The organism is Pseudoflavonifractor phocaeensis (assembly GCF_038439875.1).
Classification (GTDB): domain Bacteria; phylum Bacillota; class Clostridia; order Oscillospirales; family Oscillospiraceae; genus Vermiculatibacterium.
In genome coordinates, this window is the sequence record NZ_JBCDMT010000007.1 from 38,332 (window position 1) to 56,431 (window position 18,100).

An 18,100-nucleotide genomic window follows, 5' to 3' on the forward strand; every position below is an offset into this window, starting at 1 on the left:
ATAAGCACGGGAGCGTCTGTGCGACACGTGGTTCCCCCAGCGCCGCTGCCGCTGACGTATGCTTGATTGAGGGGCGGGTGAGTTCGGGCGGATAATATCCGCCCCTACAAATACGTGGCACCACTCATAGCCCGGCTTTTCTTGTTATAAATATGCGAAACTGCGCATAACGAGGGCTTTCCATGTGGGGGCGGCTATTAGCCGCCCGCCCCTCGTCTTCCGTCCCCCGCAAAAACCGAACCCCGTGCCCGCTACGAAGTGCGGCCACGGGGTTTTCCCACGCTCTTGTGAACATCCCGGGGTGATTTCCAAAGGAGGGGGACCGCAGTCCCCCTCCTTTGGTCGTTGAGAAGGGGTCTTGGGGGAGAGAGTCGAAACTCTCCCCCAAGCGTCTTTTCTGGGGGGTCTGGGGGTGCCATCTTTTCCACGCAGAAAAGATGGTCCCCCAGAAGGCACCACCTCCCGGAGGTAGGCCCATCCTCCCCCAGGAACAAATCTACCCCACCAAATCGCCCACAATCTTCCCCAACAACAAACACAGCACCACAAAGAACATGGGCCGGATGACCTTTGCCCCCTTCTTCAGCGCCAGGGAGGCCCCCACATAATGCCCCCCGATGGAGCACACCGCCGCGGGCAGCCCCAAGGCCCAAACCACCTTCCCCGCCAGGGCGAAGCTGACGAACGCTGCCAGATTGGAGCACAAATTCACCACTTTGGCGTTCCCCGAGGCGGTGACCAGGTCAAACCCGCACAGCCCGGTAAAGGCCAATATCATGAAGGTCCCCGCCCCGGGCCCGAAGAATCCGTCGTAGGCCCCCAGCAGCAGCCCGATCCCCCCGGCCAGGGCTCCCACCGCCCCGGGGGAGAGCTTGTCCACCCGGCTCTCCGCCCCAAAGTCCCGGTGGAAGAGGAGGAAGAGGGCGATGACGGGCAGCAGGCCGATGAGCACGTAATGGAGGGCCCGCTCGCTCAAAAAGAGGTTCAGCCGGCTCCCCAGAGCGGAGCCCGCCAGCGCCGTCACCGCCGAGACGGCCGCCGCCCGCCGGTGGTACCGCCCCCGCCTCAAAAACCGGACGGTGGACACCGCCGTCCCGAAGACCGACCCGCACTTGTTGGTGGCTGAGGCGTAGTGGGGCGGCAGTCCGGCCACCAGATAGGCGGGCAGGGAGATGAGCCCCCCGCCCCCGGCCACCGCGTCCACCAGCCCCGCCAGGAAAATGAGCGGGCACACGATTGCCAGCATTTGAAGCGTAACTTCCATAAAAACCTCCCGGCCGGAATTTTCTCCTTGTATCCAACAAAAATAATGATACAATAGAACAGAATGATTTGGAAAGGGAACGGTACCAAGGATGAGAGTAGGTTTTGACAACGATAAATACTTAGAGACGCAGTCCCTCCACATCCGGGAGCGCATCGCCCAGTTCGGCGGCAAGCTCTACCTGGAGTTCGGCGGCAAGCTCTTCGACGACCACCACGCCGCCCGGGTGCTCCCCGGCTTCGCCCCCGACAGCAAGATAAAGATGCTCACCCAGCTCAAGGACCAGGTGGAGATCGTCATCGCCATCAACGCCGCCGACATCGAGAAAAACAAGGTCCGGGGCGATTTGGGCATCACCTACGACGTGGACGTGCTGCGCCTCATCGACGCCTTCCGGGGCATGGGCCTGCTGGTGGGCAGCGTGGTCATCACCCGCTACGCCGCCCAGTCCGCCGCCGATGTCTTTCAGCACCGGCTGGAGGATTTGGGGATCAAGGTCTACCGCCACTACTCCATCGAGGGCTACCCCCACAACATCCCCCTCATCGTCAGCGACGAGGGCTACGGCAAAAACCAGTTCATCGAGACCGCGCGGCCCCTGGTGGTGGTCACCGCCCCCGGCCCCGGCAGCGGCAAGATGGCGGTGTGCCTGAGCCAACTTTACCACGAACACCGCCGGGGGGTCAAGGCGGGCTACGCCAAGTTCGAGACCTTCCCCATCTGGAACCTCCCCCTCAACCACCCGGTCAACCTGGCCTACGAGGCGGCCACCGCCGACCTCAACGACGTGAACATGATAGACCCCTTCCACCTGGCCGCCTACGGGGTGACCACGGTGAACTACAACCGGGACGTGGAGGTCTTCCCCGTCCTCTCCGCCCTCTTCGAGACCATCACCGGCGAGAGCCCCTACAAATCCCCCACCGACATGGGGGTGAACATGGTGGGCAGCTGCATCGTGGACGACGACGTGGTCTGCGCCGCCGCCCGGCAGGAGATCGTCCGCCGGTATTACGAGGCCCTCTGCGACCGGCGGGAGGGCCGGGGCAGCGACGAGGCGGTGTACAAGCTGGAGCTTCTCATGAAGCAGGCCAAGGTGGATGCCTCCATCCGCCCCGTGATCGCCGCCTCCCTGGCGGTGGCCGAGGAGACCGGCGCCCCCGCCGTGGCCATTGAGCTGCCCGACGGCCGGGTGGTCACCGGCAAGACCACCGACCTGATGGGGGCCTCCGCCGGCGCTCTTTTGAACGCCCTGAAGACCCTGGCGGGTATCGAGAAGGCCGTCCACCTCATCTCCCCCGACGCCATCCTCCCCATCCAGAAGGTGAAGGTGGAGCACCTGGGCAGCTCCAACCCCCGCCTCCACTCCGACGAGGTGCTCATCGCCCTGGCCATCTCCGCCACCTCCAACCCCGTGGCCGCCAAGGCCCTGGACCAGCTGGCCCGCCTCCGGGACTGCCAGGCCCACGCCACCGTCATCCTCTCGGCCACCGACTCCGCCATCTACAAAAAGCTGGGCCTCCAGATGACCTGCGAGCCCCAGTACGAGACCAACAAGCTCTACCACCGGTAAATAGAAAGCCGCCCTGGCGCAGACAGCGCCGGGGCGGTCTTTTAAATGCGCGCATGACCCCAATCAGCCATGACCCCATCGGCCCGGCAAACTGGTCGCTGTCACTCGGCAAGTCTTTTCAAGGTATCTCCGGCAATTCGATATACCGTCCAATCCGACATCGGTTCCGCCCCCAGTGACAAGTAAAAGTCAACGCTGGGCTTGTTCCAGTCAAGGCACCACCACTCCAATCTTCCGCAGCCCCGCTCCACCGCGATTGCCGCCAGCTTTTTCAGAATGGCCTTCCCATAGCCCTTCCCCCGATATTCCGGCTGTACGTATAAATCTTCCAGATAAATTCCCGCCCGTCCAAGGAACGTAGAGAAATTATAAAAGAACAAGGCAAACCCAATTTCCTTGCCGCTTTCCAGCAAAAAAATCACTTCCGCCTTCTGTCGATCAAAAATCCACTCCTCCAGTGTTTTTTCATCCGCCACAACTTCATCCAGCATCTTTTCGTAGTCAGCCAGTTCCTTGATAAACCGCAAAATCAACGCGGTGTCTTTTCGTTCGGCATATCTGAATTCCACGTGTTTTCCTCCCCAAATCCCGCTCAAAACAAACGCCCGGGTAGTTTTTCAGAAGTGCTGGTCAAAGCTGATGACCTGCTCCTCTCCCCCGTCCGCCGGCATCCGGCACAGGGCCGTGGCGCCCCTCATGCCCTCGTCCAGCGTGATTTCCCCTTCATAGGACGGGCGGTTATAGTAGACGTAGTCCCCGATCACGGTGAAACCGCTCACGTAGAGCCCCTCCGCCAGCACCGTGGGGGGCAGGTCCCAGTCGTCCAGCCGGTAGAGGGTCCCGGTATTGTACCCCGCGTCGCCGGTACGGACGGTGTAGTACAGCGTGTCCCCCACCGCCTGGGTGTCCTCCACCACGTCGTCCACGGGTAGGAAACCATAAGCCCCGCTCTTATAGTCGTAGACCGCGATGCCGCAGGGGTACAGCGGGTAGGCCTCCGAGTAGTAGAAGCTGATGGGCACGTAGAACCGCTCCCCGGACAGCGAGGCGCCCCCCAGGGTATAATAGTCCCGCCAGCCCTCGGCCTTCGCGCCGCTGGTCAGCCGGGCCGCCGTCTCCCCCGTCTCCAGATCCAGCACCCAGCCCCCGGGGCTGAAGAGCAGCCCGTCCCGGAGGGCGAAGTAGCCGATGCCCGCCCCCTCGTCCCGGAAGGGCACCTCCTCCACGTTCCCCCCGTCCAGGTCCATCCTGCCGAAGCCCACGCCGGGAAGTACGCCGTAGACATGGTCCTCGTAGACGTACAGCTCCCCCACGTTCTTGTCCGTCAGCGCCTTCTTTTCCCCGGTGGCCAGGTCGTAGGCGGCGAAAGCCAGGTTGTCCCCCTCGGAACCGAACCGCCCGTACAGCTTCCCCCCGTAGGGCTGGCAGATCGCCCCCAGCAGGGGCAGCACCCGGACGGACTGGTCCACCAGCGAGATCTGCAGGGTCCCCCGGAAGGAGAAGGCGTAGAGATACACCCCGTCGGTAGAAAAATCATCGTAGAGGAAATGGGTGGGCAGGGCCCCGGGCGTCCAGAGGAGTGCGGCGTTCCTCTCCTGGTCCCAGAGCACGTCGCAGCCTGCCGCCTGGGCCACCGCACGGACCGGCACCAGGGTGCGCCCCTCCACCGCCATGGGCGGCACATCCAGAGCTTGGGACACGCCGACCACCCTCATCTCCGCCTTCCCCAGCTCCAGCTCCACCCGATGCTCCGGGGAGACGGCGGTGATACCCGTCCCCCCGTCCCAGTCCACCCGATAGCCCAGCGCCTCAAAGATGGTCCGCACCGGCACCAGGGTCCGCCCCTCCACCGCCGTGGGGGCGGTGTCAAAGGTGAGGGGCGTCCCGTCCAGGCAGACCCCAATTTCCCCCTCCGCCGCCAAGGCGGGCAGGCACAGCGCCGCCGCCAAGGCCCAGACGGCGCACAGCAGCTTTTTCATCCCGGCACCTCCATCCTCACTTCTTCAGTATCCGCTCTACCGCCGCCGCGTCCAGCAGGTTCACCGTCTGGAGATTCCCCTTGTAAAACACGGCCCAGTTGTTGAACGCGCAGGGCAGCCCCTTGGCCTGTTCCAGGCTGTCCACCAGGACGAAGGACGCCTCCACGCCCTTCTCCCCGCAGTAGGCCCGGAGGTCCTCCACCTTCTGATAAATGAAGGGGCACTGCATATCGTAATAGACGGCCAGCCCCTTTTCCTCAATTTCCCCCCGCCTTGCCCGCTCCGTGAACCGGGGCGCGGTCCCGTCAAAGGAGAGGGCAAGCAGCTCGTACCCGTCCTCCGTCTCGTCCACGGCCTGGAACCCGTACCGCTTGGCGAAGGACTGGTCGGAGAGCCACGCCTTCTGCTTCTTCGCCCCCAGCATGCACACGCCGGATTTCCCCCTCTCCCGTGTGTCGGCCAGGCAGTATTCCATCAGCGCCTTCCCGTATCCCTTCCCCTTCACGTCCCCGCCGGAGACCCACAGGCAGTAGATGTAGAGGTAGTTGTCCCCCACCACGGGCACCCACGCCGTCTCCAGGGGGGCATACTCGATGAAGACCACGGCCTTGGCGTCCAGCTTCCGAAAGACGTGGCCCTCCTCCAGCCGCCGGGCCAGCCATTGCCGCTTGGCCTCCACCCCCGGATGGGGCTTTTTGCTGCGGATGATACAGCACAAATGCTCCCCCGCCAGATTTTCCGGCGTCAGGTTGATAAACTCGGCTCCCATACCCGTTCCCCTCCAAACCGTTTCTTGTTTTCAGTATAGCACAAATCGGCACCCCAGGGGAAAATTTCGTCTTGACGCGGGGCGGGAACGGAAGTAGAATAAAAAGGATTTTTCTGTAAGTAAAAGGAAATTAAAAAAGCCTTTGGGGCAAGGGCGTCCCATCGCGAATGGGAGGAATGACACATGGCAGTCAAATACATCTTCGTCACCGGCGGCGTGGTCTCGGGCCTGGGCAAGGGCATCGCGGCGGCCTCCCTGGGCCGTCTCCTCAAGGCCCGGGGCTGTAAGGTCACCATCCAGAAGTTCGACCCCTATCTCAACGTGGACCCCGGCACCATGAGCCCCTACCAGCACGGGGAGGTCTTCGTCACCGAGGACGGGGCGGAGACCGACCTGGACCTGGGCCACTACGAGCGCTTCATCGACGAAAACCTCACCGTCCACTCCTCGGTGACCTCGGGCAAGGTCTACTGGACGGTGCTGAGCCGGGAGCGGGAGGGCGGCTACCTGGGGGGCACCGTCCAGGTCATCCCCCACATCACCGACGAGATCAAGCGCCGGGTCTACGCCGTGGGGGAGGCGGACAGCCCCGACGTGGTCATCACCGAGATCGGCGGCACCGTGGGGGACATCGAGTCCCAGCCCTTCCTGGAGGCCATCCGTCAGGTGGCCAACGAGGTGGGCCGGGAGAACTGCATGTTCCTCCACGTCTCCCTCGTGGTGTCCATCCCCGGCTCCGGGGAGCTGAAGTCCAAGCCCACCCAGCACTCCGCCAAGGAGCTGCTGGCCCTGGGCATCCAGCCCGACGTGATCCTCTGCCGCTCGGATTCGGAGATTCCCCGGGACGTGCTGGACAAAATCTCCCTCTTCTGCAACCTCCCGGCGGAGAACGTCATCCCCAACCTCACCGCCCCCATTCTCTACGAGGTGCCCCTCCTCCTGGAGAAGGCGGGGCTGGCCCGGGTGGCCTGCAAGCGCCTGGGCCTGGCGGACAAGGCCCCGGACCTGGCCGGCTGGAAGGCCATGGTGGACCGGGCCAAGGGGGCCCAGGCCCGGGTCCGCGTCGCCATGGTGGGCAAGTATATGGGCCTCCACGACGCCTACCTCTCGGTGGCCGAGGCCCTCACCCACGGCGGCATCGAGAACGGCGTGCAGGTGGACATCGACTGGGTGGACTCCGAGACGGTCACCGACGCCAACGCCGCCGACCTTTTCAAGGACTGCGACGGCATTCTGGTCCCCGGCGGCTTCGGGGAGCGGGGAGTGGAGGGCATGATCTCCGCCGTCCGCTATGCCCGGGAGCGTAACGTCCCCTACTTCGGCATCTGCCTGGGGATGCAGATGGCGGTCATCGAGTTCGCCCGCCACGCGGCGGGGCTGGCGGAGGCCCACTCCAGCGAACTGCGGGAGGACACCCCCCACCCGGTCATCGACCTGATGCCCGACCAGCGGGGGGTCACCGCCAAGGGGGGCACCATGCGCCTGGGGGCCTACCCCTGCCGGGTGACCGCCCATACCAGCAAGACCTACGCCGCCTACGGCGCGGACGCCGTCCAGGAGCGCCACCGCCACCGCTACGAGTTCAACAACGACTACCGGGACACCCTCACCGCCGCCGGCCTGGAGCTGGCGGGCCTCTCCCCCGACGGGCGGCTGGTGGAAATTGTGGAGCTGCCGGACCACCCCTGGTTCGTGGGGGTCCAGTTCCACCCGGAGTTCAAGAGCCGCCCCAACAGGGCCCACCCTCTCTTCCGGGCCTTCATCGCCGCGGCCAAGACCCACCATAAATAAACGCGGGCCCCGGACGGACAAGCTCCGCCCGGGGCCTGCCGTCTCCATCGCCTAGAAAATACAAGTTGTCTTTTCCCCACCCAAATGATACAATATTTTTACATTCCCAGCGTGCCAAAATCGAAAAGGAAAAGGTGAAAACGCGTATGAAATGGAGAAAACCCCTCTCCCTGGCGCTGTCCGCGGCGCTGAGCCTGTCCCTTGCCGTCCCGGCTCTGGCCGCGGACGAGACCCCCGCCCCCTGGTACGCCGAGGCCCAGGCCTATGTGACCGACAAGGGCTACATGACCGGCACCGACAAGGGCTTTGAGCCCGACGGCACCGTGGACCGGGCCACCGTGTTCCAGACCCTCTACAACCTGGAGGGCAAGCCCACCGAGGGCATCGAGAAGGCCGCCTTCAATGACATTGAGGGCAAGTGGTTCGCCCCCGCCGCCCACTGGGCGGGCTTCACCGGCGTCGCCGCCGGGGACGAGAACGGCGCCTTCAACGGCGAGCGGGCCATCACCCGGGCCGAGATCGCCACCATCCTGGCCCGGTACGCCGCCGGCAAGGGCCTGACCTCCACCGAGGGCGGCATGTCCATGAAGGAGGCCCCCGACTACGACGCCATCCCCGCCTGGGCTCTGGAGGGCATGAGCTTCTGCTACTACGCCGGGCTGATGACCGGTGACCAGAACGGGAACCTGAACCCCACCGCCAACGCCGTCCGGGCCGAGCTGGCCACCGTGCTGATGAAGTTCGACGCCCTCACCCCCGGCTATGTGGAGCAGACCGTCACTTACCAGAGCGGCGAGCGCACCGTCCCCGCCGTGGTCACCCTCCCCTCCGGCGAGGGCCCCTTCCCCGCGGTGGTCATGAACCACGGCCACGGCGGCAGCAAAGACGAGAACGTGGGCTTCGTGGGCGTGGCCCGGGCCCTGGCCCAGGCCGGCTTCGCCACCATCCGCATGGACTTCCCCGGCTGCGGGGACTCCGAGGCGTCCTTCCAGGACAACACCATGACCAACATGATTGCCGACTCCAACGCGGGTCTGGCCTACCTGCTGGACAACTACCCCATCGACGCCGACCGCCTGGGCATCCTGGGCTACTCCATGGGCGGGCGCATCGCCAGCGAAATCGTGGGCGCCGAGAATAACCCCTACAAGGCCGTGGTCCTCCTCTCCGCCGCCGCCGTGGACGCCGAGACCCTGGCCCCCAGCATCTTCGGCGACCTGGAGACCTACAATGAGCTCAAGGCGACCGCCGAGAAGGACGGCTTCGCCACCTTCACCACCATCTACGGCCAGACCCAGGAGCTGTCCAAGGCCTGGTTTGCCGACATGGAGGCGGGCAAGCCTCTGGAGTCCCTGACCAAGTTCACCGGCCCCGTGCTGGTGCTCCACGGCGACCAGGATGTGGTGGTCACCGACGAGATGAACAAGGCCATCGTCTCCGCCTACCCCGCCGCCCAGGAGATCGTGGTCCCCGACGCCGACCACGGCTACGGCTTCTACTCCGACCAGCCGGAGGTCACCGCCCTGGTGGAGACCTCCATCACCGACTTCTTCACCCTGAACCTTTACCCCTCCGTCTCCCTGGACGAGTACCTGAAGACCACCGGCGAGAGCTGGTTCGTCACCGGCAAGACCGAGTACACCATCCAGGGCATGATGGTCTCCAAGGAGACCTCCTTCCATAACCCCCTGGAGGTCACCGACTACACCGTCACCGACGACGGCGTCAGCGTGGTGCTCAAGGGCACCTCCGGCGAGCAGTGGGTCTCCAAGCTGGAAAAGGTGGCCAAGACCTACACCAAGGCCGACGGCTCTGAAATCACCGCCAAGGACTTCGCCAAGAAGGACGTCTTCATCGACCTGAAAACCAAGGCCGAGCCCGACACCAACCTGGCCATGTTCGTCCCCGCCGGCCTCTCCGTCACTGTCAACACCGCCTGGGGCGACGTGCTCCACACCAACCTGCCCAACGCCCCCCACGGCGACGGCGACTTCCTGGTCTGCCGGGCCGACAAGGACGGTAAGCCCGACCTCACCGACGTCTGGGTGGTCAACGGCGTCACCTTCCCCAGCACCTACGACCTCTCCCGCCGCCCCGTCACCGGCGCGGTCACCGAGATTGAGAAGTACGGCCACGCCGTGCTGGACGTGACCATCGCCGATTTCGAGGCCCTGGGCTTCACCCTGGGCGACGTGGTCACCGTCACCGCCGGGGCCTACACCGCCGACATGCCCTACCTGGACGGCTACTACGTGGACTCCGGCGAGGCCATGCTCCGTGCCTACCCCGGCAAGGACTACCTGGCCGTGTGCATCAACTACGGCAAGTTCAACGAGGTCGCCAAGGTGGACGTGGGCTCTCCCATCACCATCACCATGAAGGAAAAGGGCGGCGCCGCCGCCCTCCAGGCCACCTACTCCCTCAAGTACACCAATGACCGGGCCGATTACGCCACCGACGAGATTTTCGCCAACTTCCGTCCTGTGGTCATGGGAGACATCGCCGAGGGTAAGCTCTACCGCTCCGCCTCCCCGGTGAACGACGAAAACAGCCGGGCCGCCACCGCCGACAAGCTCATCAAGGCCGCCGGCGTGAAGGCCGTCATGAACCTGGCCGACACCGACGAGGAGATGGCCGAATACATGGCCGCCGAAGGCTTCGCCTCCCCCTACTACAAGTCCCTGGTGGACGCCCAGGCCGTCATCGCCCTGGGCATGCCCGTCAACTACGCCTCCGAGGAGTTCGGTGAGGGCATCGTCAAGGGCCTGACCTTCCTGGCCCAGCACGACGGCCCCTACCTGGTCCACTGCACCGAGGGCAAGGACCGGGCCGGCTTCACCTCCGCCCTGCTGGAGGCCCTGATGGGCGCCAAGCTGGAGGACATCGTGGCCGACTATATGACGAGTTATGTCAACTACTACCACATTGACCCCGTGGCCGACAAGGACAAGTACGACCTGATCGCCGAGGGCAACGTGATGGAGATGCTCCGGGCCGTCGCGGGCCTTGAGAAGGGCGCGGACCTGTCCAAGACCGACCTGGCCAAGGCCGCCGAGAGCTACCTCACCGCCCACGGCATGACGGCCGAGGACCTGGCCGCCCTCAAGGCCAACCTGTCCAAGTAAACCTGTCCCTTTTAAACCAAAGGCCCCGGCGTCCTATGGACGCCGGGGCCTTTTTGTAGTCAGTCCGTCGGGAAGGAGAGACAAACCTTGCTATTTGCGGTACACGCTTACGCCGTCCTTGATGGTCTCCAACACCTGAATGTCCCGGATCTTCATAGGCTCCACCGCGGTGGGGTCGGCGTCCAGGAGCACGAAGTCCGCCCGTTTTCCGGGGGCGATGCTCCCCCGCTCGGACTCCATAAAGTACTGGTAGGCGGCATGGATGGTGAAGGCCTTGAGGGCGGTCTCCGCCGTCACCGCAAGCCCGCACCCCAGCTTCCGGCCCTTCCGGGTCACCCGGTTGACGGCGCACCAAACGCTCTCCAGGACGTTTGGCTCGATGACCGGGCTGTCCTGGTGCATGGTGAAGGGCAGGCCAAGCTCCTGGGCCCATTTCAGGGGACTGATGTGGCTGGCCCGCTCCGGCCCGAAGTTTTTCCAGTGGGTGTCCCCCCAGTACCAGATATGGGCGGCAAAAAAGGAGGGAATCATGGAAAACCGCCCCATCCGCTCCAGCTGGTCCCGGCGGACCAGCTGGGCGTGGATCATGACGGGCCGGTGGGTATCCCCCGCCCCCATCCTCTGCCGGGCGGCGGCAAAGCAGCGCAGATATTGCTCGGCGGCGGCGTCTCCGTTGCAGTGGGCAAGAATTTGCCGCCCCTCCCCCAGGGCCAGGGAGAGGAAGGCGGTGACCTGCTCGTCGGTCCAGGCGGGGTAGCCGGCGTAGTCCGCCTCCCCCTCATAGGGCCGGCTCATCCAGGCGGTCCACCCCTGGGGGGAGCCGTCCAGAAAGATCTTGTAGCCCCCCATGGAAAAGCGGCCCACCGGGGGCTCCTTGGCCAGCTCGGGGGCGTTGCGGAGGTCGGCATAGCCCACCACATCCAGCGGGAGGCCCGCCCGGGCCCCGGCGGCGAGGAGGGCGTACTCCGCCTTTCCCGTCATACCGTCCTGGGCCAATACATACCCCTGGGAGAGGTACTTCTCCTGGGCGGCCCGCAGGTCGTCCAGGGCCTCCTCCGCCGTGGGCCGGGGCACAAAGCCCGCCGCCAGCCGGATGAAGGCGTTCTCCTCCAGGTAGCCGTTGGGCGTGCCGTCCTCCTCCCGGCCGATCTTTCCGCCCGCAGGGTCGGGAGTAGCGGCGGTGATGCCCATGCGCCGCAGCGCCTCGGTATTGGCCACCCCCATATGGCCGGAGGCGTGGGTGATCAGGCAGGGGTTTTCCGGCAGGGCGGCGTCCAACACCTGCCGGGTGGGGTGGGCCCCCTCAACCAGCAGGTTGTGGTCATAGCCGTTGCCCACCACCCACTCCCCTGCCGGGACCCGGCGCTCCGTCCGGAAGTCCCCCAAGGCCTTTTCGATCTGACTGAAGCTCTCCGCTGTCCCCATCTGGGCCAGGGAGATGGTGGAGGCCACGGCGGAAAGATGGCCGTGGGGATCCAAAAAGGCGGGCAGAAGGGTCCGCCCCGCCAGGTCCACGGCCCTGGCTTTGGGGTCCAGGGCCTTTAGCTCCTCGTTCGTGCCCACGGCCACGATCCTGCCGCCCGACACCAGCACCCCTTCGGGCCTGGGGCCGGGCTCCATGGTCAGGATGGGGCCGCCGAAATAACGCTCTGACAGCATATGATTGCTCCTTACTTTCGCTCGTAACGAGCCGGTTTGATCTTAGAATACACAATTTCCTGGGCGGTATACAGTCCGCCGTAGCCGGACACCAGATAGCTGACGGCGCAGACGGCGGCATACATCCCAAGCCCCTGGCCGCCGAAGAGCTCATAGGCCAGGAACACGGAGGTCATGGGGCAGTTGGTGACCCCGCAGAAGACCGCCACCATCCCGGCGGCGGCGGAGAAGGAGGCGGGCAGGCCCAGCAGGGGCCCCACCACACAGCCGAAGGTGGCCCCTGTGAAGAAGACGGGGACGATCTCGCCCCCCTTGTAGCCCGCCCCCAGGGTGAGGGCGGTGAAGAGCATCTTCAGCAAAAAAGCGTAGGGGACGGCGGTCCCCGCCACGGCGGCGGAGATGACCTGGCCCCCGGCGCCGTTGTAGTCCCGGGTGCCCAGCAGGACGGTGAGGGCGATGACGATCCCGCCGCCCACGGCGGCCCGGACGTAGGGGTTGGGGATGTAGCGCTGGTAGAAATCATGGGTGGTGTGCATCAGCTGGCAGAAAATGATGGCCACCACGGCACACAGCACCCCCAGGCCCACGGCCTGGAGGAGGGAGAGGGGGGAAAGTTCGGGCACCCGGGCCACCGCGTAGGAGGTGGGCACCGCCCCAAACCCGCGCTCCGCCAGGTAGGAGGCGATGAGGGAGGAGAGGGTGGCGGGGACGATGGCGGCGTAGTGCATCACCCCCACGTGGACCACCTCCATGGCAAAGACGGCGGCGGCCAGCGGGGTGCCGAAGAGGGCGGAGAAGGCGGCGGCCATCCCGCACACGATGAGGATGCGCCGGTCCTCCTGGTCAAAGCCCAGCCGCCGCCCCGCGCTGGAGGCGATGGCGCCGCCGATCTGGAGGGCGGCCCCCTCCCGGCCGGAGGAGCCGCCGCACAGGTGGGTCAGGGCGGAGGCGATGAAGATGAGGGGGGCGGTGCGGAAGGACATATTGGACTCCCCCCGGACGGCGTTCATCACCAGGTTGGTGCCCTTGTCCTCGTAGATGCCCGCCAGGTGGTAGAGGGCCACGATGGCAAGCCCCGCCAGAGGCAGAAGGTAGAGGAGCCAGGGATTGTCCACCCGGGTCTGGGTGGCCCAGGCCACCGCCATGTGGAAGGCCACGCCCACCAGCCCCACTCCAAGGCCCACGACACAGGCGATGAGGGACCACTTCACCAGGACCCCCAAATGGGCCCCCAGGCCCTTGACCTCGCCGGAAAGTTCGTCTTTCAGCTTGTTCATACCACACACCCGCTCCATAAACGTCGAAATCAACCATATTATAGCACAGTTTCCCTCCACTGTCATGATATGTGGGACTGCTTGTCCTTTGGACTCCGGGCAGACAGCGGGTCAATGGCCCCCTTTTTCCGTTTTCTCGTGCATTTTTTCCCGCGCTGTGCTATACTGGCTGTAACCATTTGACACTCAAAGGAGGAATTCTCTGTGGGAGACCCCACACTGCCCCGATTATTGATCGAGCTGGTGCTGCTGTCCCTGGGCGCCCTGGGCGCCGCCGGGGAGGCCGCCCTCAAGGAGCTGGCCAACGACCCCCTCATCCGGGAGGAGGGGGACCCCCTGGCCGTCCTGGCCCGCTCCCCCGCCCACGCCCTGGCCGCCTGCCGCATCCTGCTGACGGCGGAGTCCTTTGCCGCCGCGGTCACCTGCGTGCGCTGGTTCTCCTTCCCCTTTGACTGGGCCCGGAGACATCCGGCGCTGGACGCCGGTTTGGTGCTGGCCCTGCTGGGACTGGTCCATCTGGTGCTGGTGAGCTATCTCCCCCGCAGGGTGGCCATCCACGCCCCGGAAAAGACCGGCCGGGCCCTGCGGGCCCCCCTGGTTTTTCTCTCCGTCCTGCTGCGGCCCGTCTCCTGGCTCATCTCCGGCCTCACCGGAGCCCTCCTGCGGCTCTTTCGCATCGATCCCCACGCGGAGGCGGAGGGGGTCTCGGAGGAGGACATCCGCCTCATGGTGGACATGGGGGAGGAGAAAGGGGCCATCGAGAAGGAGGAAAAGGAGCTCATCGAGAATGTTTTTGAGTTCAACAACTCCGCGGCCGGAGACGTGATGATCCACCGCACCGACGTGGTGATGATCTGGGTGGACGACACCGACGAGGAGATCATGGAGGCCATCCGCTCCTCGGGCTTGTCCCGGTTCCCTGTCTACGAGGAGGACCAGGACGACATCATCGGCACCCTCAATACCCGGGACTATCTCCTCAACGCTCGCTCGGAGCAGCCCAAGCCCCTGCGGCAGCTGCTTCGGAAGGCCTATTTCGTCCCCGAGACGGTGCGCACCGACGTGCTGTTCCGGGATATGCAGAGCCGGAAGATCCACTTTGCCGTGGTGGTGGACGAATACGGCGGCACCAGCGGCATCATCACCATGGAGGACCTGCTGGAAGAGCTGGTGGGCAACATCTACGACGAGTTCGATCCCCAGGAGGACCAGGAGATCGTGCCCCTGGGGGAAAACCTCTGGCGGGTGGCGGGCTCCGCCGAGCTGGAGGAGCTGGCCGAAGCCCTGGACGTGGAATTCCCTGAAGAGGAGGAGGCCGAGACCCTGGGCGGTCTGGTCTTTGCCCGGCTGGATGTGATCCCCGCCGACGGCAGCCACCCGGTGGTGGAGGCCGACGGCCTGCGCATCGAGGTAGAGGAACTGGCCGACCGGCGGGTGGAGTGGGCCAAGGTCTCCAAGCTCCAGCCGGCGGAAGAACATACGGGAAAATCGAATAAGGAGGCAGGGTCATGAAACTTACTTTCTTCGGCGCCGCCCGTGCTGTCACGGGGAGCTGCCACTGTGTAGAATGCAACGGCCGCAAATACCTCATCGACTGCGGGCTCCAGCAGGGCCGGGACGAGAAGGACAACAGCGTCCTGGATTTCGCCCCCGGCATGGTGGAGGCGGTCATCGTCACCCACGCCCACATCGACCACTCGGGGCGGCTGCCCCTGCTGGTCAAGCAGGGCTTCGACGGGGACATCTACTGCACCCGCCTCACCGCAAAACTGCTGGGCATCATGCTGCTGGACTCCGCCCACATCCAGGAGAGCGACGCCCAGTGGGAGAACCAGAAGGGCAAGCGGGCGGGCAAGGAGCTGGTGGAGCCCCTCTACACCATCGCCGACGCCCAGGAGACCCTGAAGCACCTGGTCCCCGTGGAGTACGGCAAGCGGATCAAGCTTCAGGACGACGTGGAGCTGGAGTTTGTGGACGCCGGGCACCTGCTGGGCTCGGCGGAGGCCCAGCTCTGGCTCACCGAGGCCGGGGTCACCAAGAAGATCGTCTTTTCCGGGGACCTGGGCAACCTGGACCAGCCCATCATCCGGGACCCCCAGCCCATCCAGGGCGGCGCCGACTACGTGGTGACCGAGAGCACCTACGGCGACCGCCTCCACGGCAAGGTGGGCTCCTATAAGGAAGAGCTGGCCGCCATCATCGACGACACCATGGCCAAGGGCGGCAACGTGGTCATCCCCTCCTTCGCCGTAGGCCGCACCCAGGAGCTTCTCTACTTCATCCGGGAGATCAAGGAGGAGGGCCTGGTCAAGAGCAATCCCAATTTTGAGGTGGTGGTGGACTCCCCCCTGGCCAAGGAGGCCACGGAGATCTTCTCCGGGGACCTGACGGGCTACCTGGACGAGGACGCCATCGCCGCCATCAAGCGGGGCAACCTCTTCCAGTTTCCCAACCTGACCCTCACCGAGACGGTGGAGGAGTCCAAGGCCCTGAACGCCGACGGCAAGAGCCGGGTCATCCTGTCCGCCTCCGGCATGTGCGACGCCGGCCGGATCCGCCACCATCTGAAGCACAACCTCTGGCGGGAGGAGAGCACCGTGGTCTTCGTGGGCTATCAGGCCGAAGGCAGCCTGGGCCGCCGCCTGCTGGAGGGGGCCGAGCGGGTCAAGCTCTTCGGCGAGGAGATCGTGGTCCGGGCCAAGATCACCCGGGTGGAGGGCCTGTCCTCCCACGCCGACCAGAACGGCCTGCTGGACTGGATCAGCCATTTCGACGCCCCCAAGCCCCAGCAGGTCTTCGTGGTCCACGGGGACCAGGATGTGACCGTGATCTACGCCGACCTTCTGAAGGAGCGGGGCTTCGCCGCCCACGCCCCCGACTACGAGGAGGTCTATGACCTGCTGGCGGGCCGCATGCTGGCCCCGGGCATCCCCCCCGCCGTCAAGGAGTCCCTGCCCACCTCCCCCGCCGGTTCCCCGGCCTACCGGAGGCTGGAGGAGGCGGGACAGCAGCTTCTCACCGTCATCCGCCACAACAAGGGGGGCGCCAACAAGGACCTGGGACGGTTTGCCGACCAGATCCGGGCCCTCATCAAGAAGTGGGACCGGTAAAATATACGCCGCACCAACGGGCCGCCCAGTTTTCTGGGTGGCCCGTTTTCATATCCCGTCCAGGAGACTGGGCGGCCCGTTTCTCCGCCCGCCTCCCTGTCATACTTCCAGGGCTCGTCTCATATAGTATCCTGACAATACGGACAGGAGCGTGACACAAATGGAGACCAGCTGGAACAGGAACCAAGCCGCCCTGCGGGGGCGGGCGGGCGGCCAGCCCCGTTTTTCCCACACCAATCACGGCATGACCTATCTCACCTTTCCTCTGGAGGTGGCCCGGCTCAGCGGCGCCATGGACACCCTCAACGTGGTGGTCTCGGAGGACATGCTCTCCGCCTGCCCGGTGGAGCCGGGAGGGGAATACCAGGTGACGGGGGAGGTCCGCTCGTTCAATAACCGCAGCGGCGTGGGAAGCCGCCTGGTCATCACCTTCTTCGCCCGCACCCTGGCCCCCGCCCAGGGGGAGCACGCCAACCAGCTGGAGCTGACGGGGGTGCTGTGCAAGGAGCCGGTGGTCCGCCGCACCCCCCTGGGGCGGGAGATCTGCGACCTGCTCCTGGCCGTCAACCGCCGGTACGGCCGGGCGGACTACCTGCCCTGCATCGTCTGGGGCTCCCTGGCCCGCTCCTGCGGGCAGCTGGAGGTGGGGGACGCCGTCCATATGACCGGCCGCCTGCAGAGCCGGAAGTACCACAAGCTGGAGGAGGGCCGGGAGACGGAGCGCACCGCCTACGAGGTCTCCGTCATGTCCCTGGAGCCGGCGGAGATTTGAGCCCGGTGATCAAAAGAGCGCCCGCATCGTGACGATGCGGGCGCTCTTTTGATTATGTCTCAGGCCTCAGAGCTGGGAGCGGAGGAATAGTCGATGATCATGCCGTCCAGGCGGTTGAAGTCGTCCTCCGTGATGATGTAATACCCGTCGGTGTCCTTCTCCAGCTGCACGGTGGTGGACTGGCTCTCCAGGTTGCTGGTCTCGGGCAGCTTCTCCAGGTAGAGGTCCACGATCATCCGGGCCCACTCCTCGTCCATGGCCTGGTATTCCTCGTCGGTCATGCTGTTCTGCACGTCCATGGTGTACTTCTCGTAGAAGGGGTCCATGACCTCTTCCCAATCCGCCTCCACCAGCTGGACGATGTTGATGGGCTCCACGTTGATCTTCACGGAGAAGGAGCCGTCGTCCTGCTCGGCGGCGGAGACCACCTCAAACTTGGCGTGCTTGTAGATCTCGGCGTACATGTCCTTGATCTCCTGGCGCATCTCGTCGGTGGGGTACTCAATGTCGTAGAAGTACAGGAAGAACTCGGTCTCGGCCTCCAGGCTGGTCTCGTAGGTCTCCTGGGCCTCGGTCTCGTCGATGCCCACCAGCTCCATATAGTTCTTGTCGAACTCACCCAGGTAGGTCTCCTTCAGGAGGCCGTCCATGTAGGCCACGGCGTCGAATTTGCTCAGGCCGCCGCCACCGCAGGCGGTCAGGGACAGTCCCAGGCCGATGGCCAGGGCAAGGGCGCTCAAGCGCTTGGTCAGTTTCTTCATTCTCTTTTCTCCTTAATCTC

At 65.1% G+C, this 18,100-nt stretch carries 13 protein-coding genes; 6 read left to right on the forward strand and 7 right to left on the reverse strand.

The window, feature by feature from the left end; all coding sequences use genetic code 11:
- Positions 1-496: 496 nt before the first annotated feature.
- Complete coding sequence (locus AAEU42_RS13370) at positions 497-1,264, reverse strand: TSUP family transporter (RefSeq protein WP_342234072.1); 768 nt, start codon at positions 1,262-1,264, stop codon at positions 497-499.
- Positions 1,265-1,355: 91 nt separating this feature from the next.
- On the opposite strand from AAEU42_RS13370, the gene AAEU42_RS13375 reads away from it, so the two are divergent.
- Positions 1,356-2,837, forward strand: coding sequence for a DUF1846 domain-containing protein (locus AAEU42_RS13375; RefSeq protein WP_342234073.1), 1,482 nt, complete (start codon positions 1,356-1,358; stop codon positions 2,835-2,837).
- A 101-nt stretch (positions 2,838-2,938) separates the two neighbouring features.
- On the opposite strand, the gene AAEU42_RS13380 is transcribed toward AAEU42_RS13375, so the two are convergent.
- From AAEU42_RS13380 to AAEU42_RS13390, 3 genes are read right to left on the reverse strand one after another with little or no spacing between them, the layout of a single operon-like run.
- Positions 2,939-3,406, reverse strand: coding sequence for a GNAT family N-acetyltransferase (locus AAEU42_RS13380; protein ID WP_342234074.1), 468 nt, complete (start codon positions 3,404-3,406; stop codon positions 2,939-2,941).
- A gap of 48 nt (positions 3,407-3,454) precedes the next feature.
- Positions 3,455-4,816, reverse strand: coding sequence for a stalk domain-containing protein (locus AAEU42_RS13385; RefSeq protein ID WP_342234075.1), 1,362 nt, complete (start codon positions 4,814-4,816; stop codon positions 3,455-3,457).
- 16 nt (positions 4,817-4,832) lie between these two features.
- A complete protein-coding gene (locus tag AAEU42_RS13390) occupies positions 4,833-5,585 on the reverse strand; it encodes a GNAT family N-acetyltransferase (protein WP_342234076.1) in 753 nt (250 codons plus the stop codon).
- A 183-nt stretch (positions 5,586-5,768) separates the two neighbouring features.
- On the opposite strand from AAEU42_RS13390, the gene AAEU42_RS13395 reads away from it, so the two are divergent.
- A complete protein-coding gene (locus AAEU42_RS13395; RefSeq protein WP_342234077.1) occupies positions 5,769-7,376 on the forward strand; it encodes a CTP synthase in 1,608 nt (535 codons plus the stop codon).
- Between the two features lie 146 nt (positions 7,377-7,522).
- Positions 7,523-10,501: an alpha/beta fold hydrolase gene (locus AAEU42_RS13400; protein ID WP_342234078.1), complete on the forward strand. Its 2,979-nt coding sequence runs from the start codon at positions 7,523-7,525 to the stop codon at positions 10,499-10,501.
- Between the two features lie 90 nt (positions 10,502-10,591).
- Here AAEU42_RS13400 and AAEU42_RS13405 read toward each other — a convergent pair whose 3' ends face one another.
- Positions 10,592-12,160 carry an amidohydrolase gene (locus AAEU42_RS13405; RefSeq protein ID WP_342234079.1) on the reverse strand — a complete coding sequence of 523 codons (1,569 nt, stop codon included), beginning with the start codon at positions 12,158-12,160 and terminating at the stop codon, positions 10,592-10,594.
- A gap of 11 nt (positions 12,161-12,171) precedes the next feature.
- Positions 12,172-13,437: a chloride channel protein gene (locus AAEU42_RS13410; RefSeq protein ID WP_342234080.1), complete on the reverse strand. Its 1,266-nt coding sequence runs from the start codon at positions 13,435-13,437 to the stop codon at positions 12,172-12,174.
- 204 nt (positions 13,438-13,641) lie between these two features.
- Between AAEU42_RS13410 and AAEU42_RS13415 the strand changes: the two genes are divergently transcribed.
- The 3 genes from AAEU42_RS13415 (at position 13,642) to AAEU42_RS13425 (ending at position 17,319) form a co-directional block, all read left to right on the forward strand.
- Entirely contained in the window at positions 13,642-14,949 is a 1,308-nt protein-coding gene (locus tag AAEU42_RS13415) for a hemolysin family protein (RefSeq protein WP_342234081.1), read from the forward strand.
- On the forward strand, positions 14,946-16,547 hold the full coding sequence (locus tag AAEU42_RS13420) for an MBL fold metallo-hydrolase RNA specificity domain-containing protein (protein WP_342234082.1): 1,602 nt from the start codon (positions 14,946-14,948) through the stop codon (positions 16,545-16,547). The genes AAEU42_RS13415 and AAEU42_RS13420 overlap by 4 nt, the downstream gene beginning before the upstream one ends.
- A gap of 160 nt (positions 16,548-16,707) precedes the next feature.
- The gene (locus AAEU42_RS13425) at positions 16,708-17,319 is read left to right on the forward strand and encodes a single-stranded DNA-binding protein (RefSeq protein WP_342234083.1); all 612 of its coding nucleotides are present in this window, start codon (positions 16,708-16,710) and stop codon (positions 17,317-17,319) included.
- A 59-nt stretch (positions 17,320-17,378) separates the two neighbouring features.
- On the opposite strand, the gene AAEU42_RS13430 is transcribed toward AAEU42_RS13425, so the two are convergent.
- Complete coding sequence (locus tag AAEU42_RS13430) at positions 17,379-18,080, reverse strand: hypothetical protein (RefSeq protein ID WP_342234084.1); 702 nt, start codon at positions 18,078-18,080, stop codon at positions 17,379-17,381.
- Between the last annotated feature and the right edge of the window lie 20 nt (positions 18,081-18,100).

What these genes read in the sequence shown, in the direction of transcription:
- AAEU42_RS13385 (WP_342234075.1), bottom strand. Translation starts at nt 4,816, where the DNA reads ATGAAAAAGCTGCTGTGCGCCGTCTGGGCCTTGGCGGCGGCGCTGTGC.
- AAEU42_RS13430 (WP_342234084.1), bottom strand. Translation starts at nt 18,080, where the DNA reads ATGAAGAAACTGACCAAGCGCTTGAGCGCCCTTGCCCTGGCCATCGGC.
- AAEU42_RS13425 (WP_342234083.1), top strand. Translation starts at nt 16,708, where the DNA reads ATGGAGACCAGCTGGAACAGGAACCAAGCCGCCCTGCGGGGGCGGGCG.
- AAEU42_RS13390 (WP_342234076.1), bottom strand. Translation starts at nt 5,585, where the DNA reads ATGGGAGCCGAGTTTATCAACCTGACGCCGGAAAATCTGGCGGGGGAG.
- AAEU42_RS13405 (WP_342234079.1), bottom strand. Translation starts at nt 12,160, where the DNA reads ATGCTGTCAGAGCGTTATTTCGGCGGCCCCATCCTGACCATGGAGCCC.
- AAEU42_RS13375 (WP_342234073.1), top strand. Translation starts at nt 1,356, where the DNA reads ATGAGAGTAGGTTTTGACAACGATAAATACTTAGAGACGCAGTCCCTC.
- AAEU42_RS13370 (WP_342234072.1), bottom strand. Translation starts at nt 1,264, where the DNA reads ATGGAAGTTACGCTTCAAATGCTGGCAATCGTGTGCCCGCTCATTTTC.
- AAEU42_RS13400 (WP_342234078.1), top strand. Translation starts at nt 7,523, where the DNA reads ATGAAATGGAGAAAACCCCTCTCCCTGGCGCTGTCCGCGGCGCTGAGC.
- AAEU42_RS13395 (WP_342234077.1), top strand. Translation starts at nt 5,769, where the DNA reads ATGGCAGTCAAATACATCTTCGTCACCGGCGGCGTGGTCTCGGGCCTG.
- AAEU42_RS13420 (WP_342234082.1), top strand. Translation starts at nt 14,946, where the DNA reads ATGAAACTTACTTTCTTCGGCGCCGCCCGTGCTGTCACGGGGAGCTGC.
- AAEU42_RS13410 (WP_342234080.1), bottom strand. Translation starts at nt 13,437, where the DNA reads ATGAACAAGCTGAAAGACGAACTTTCCGGCGAGGTCAAGGGCCTGGGG.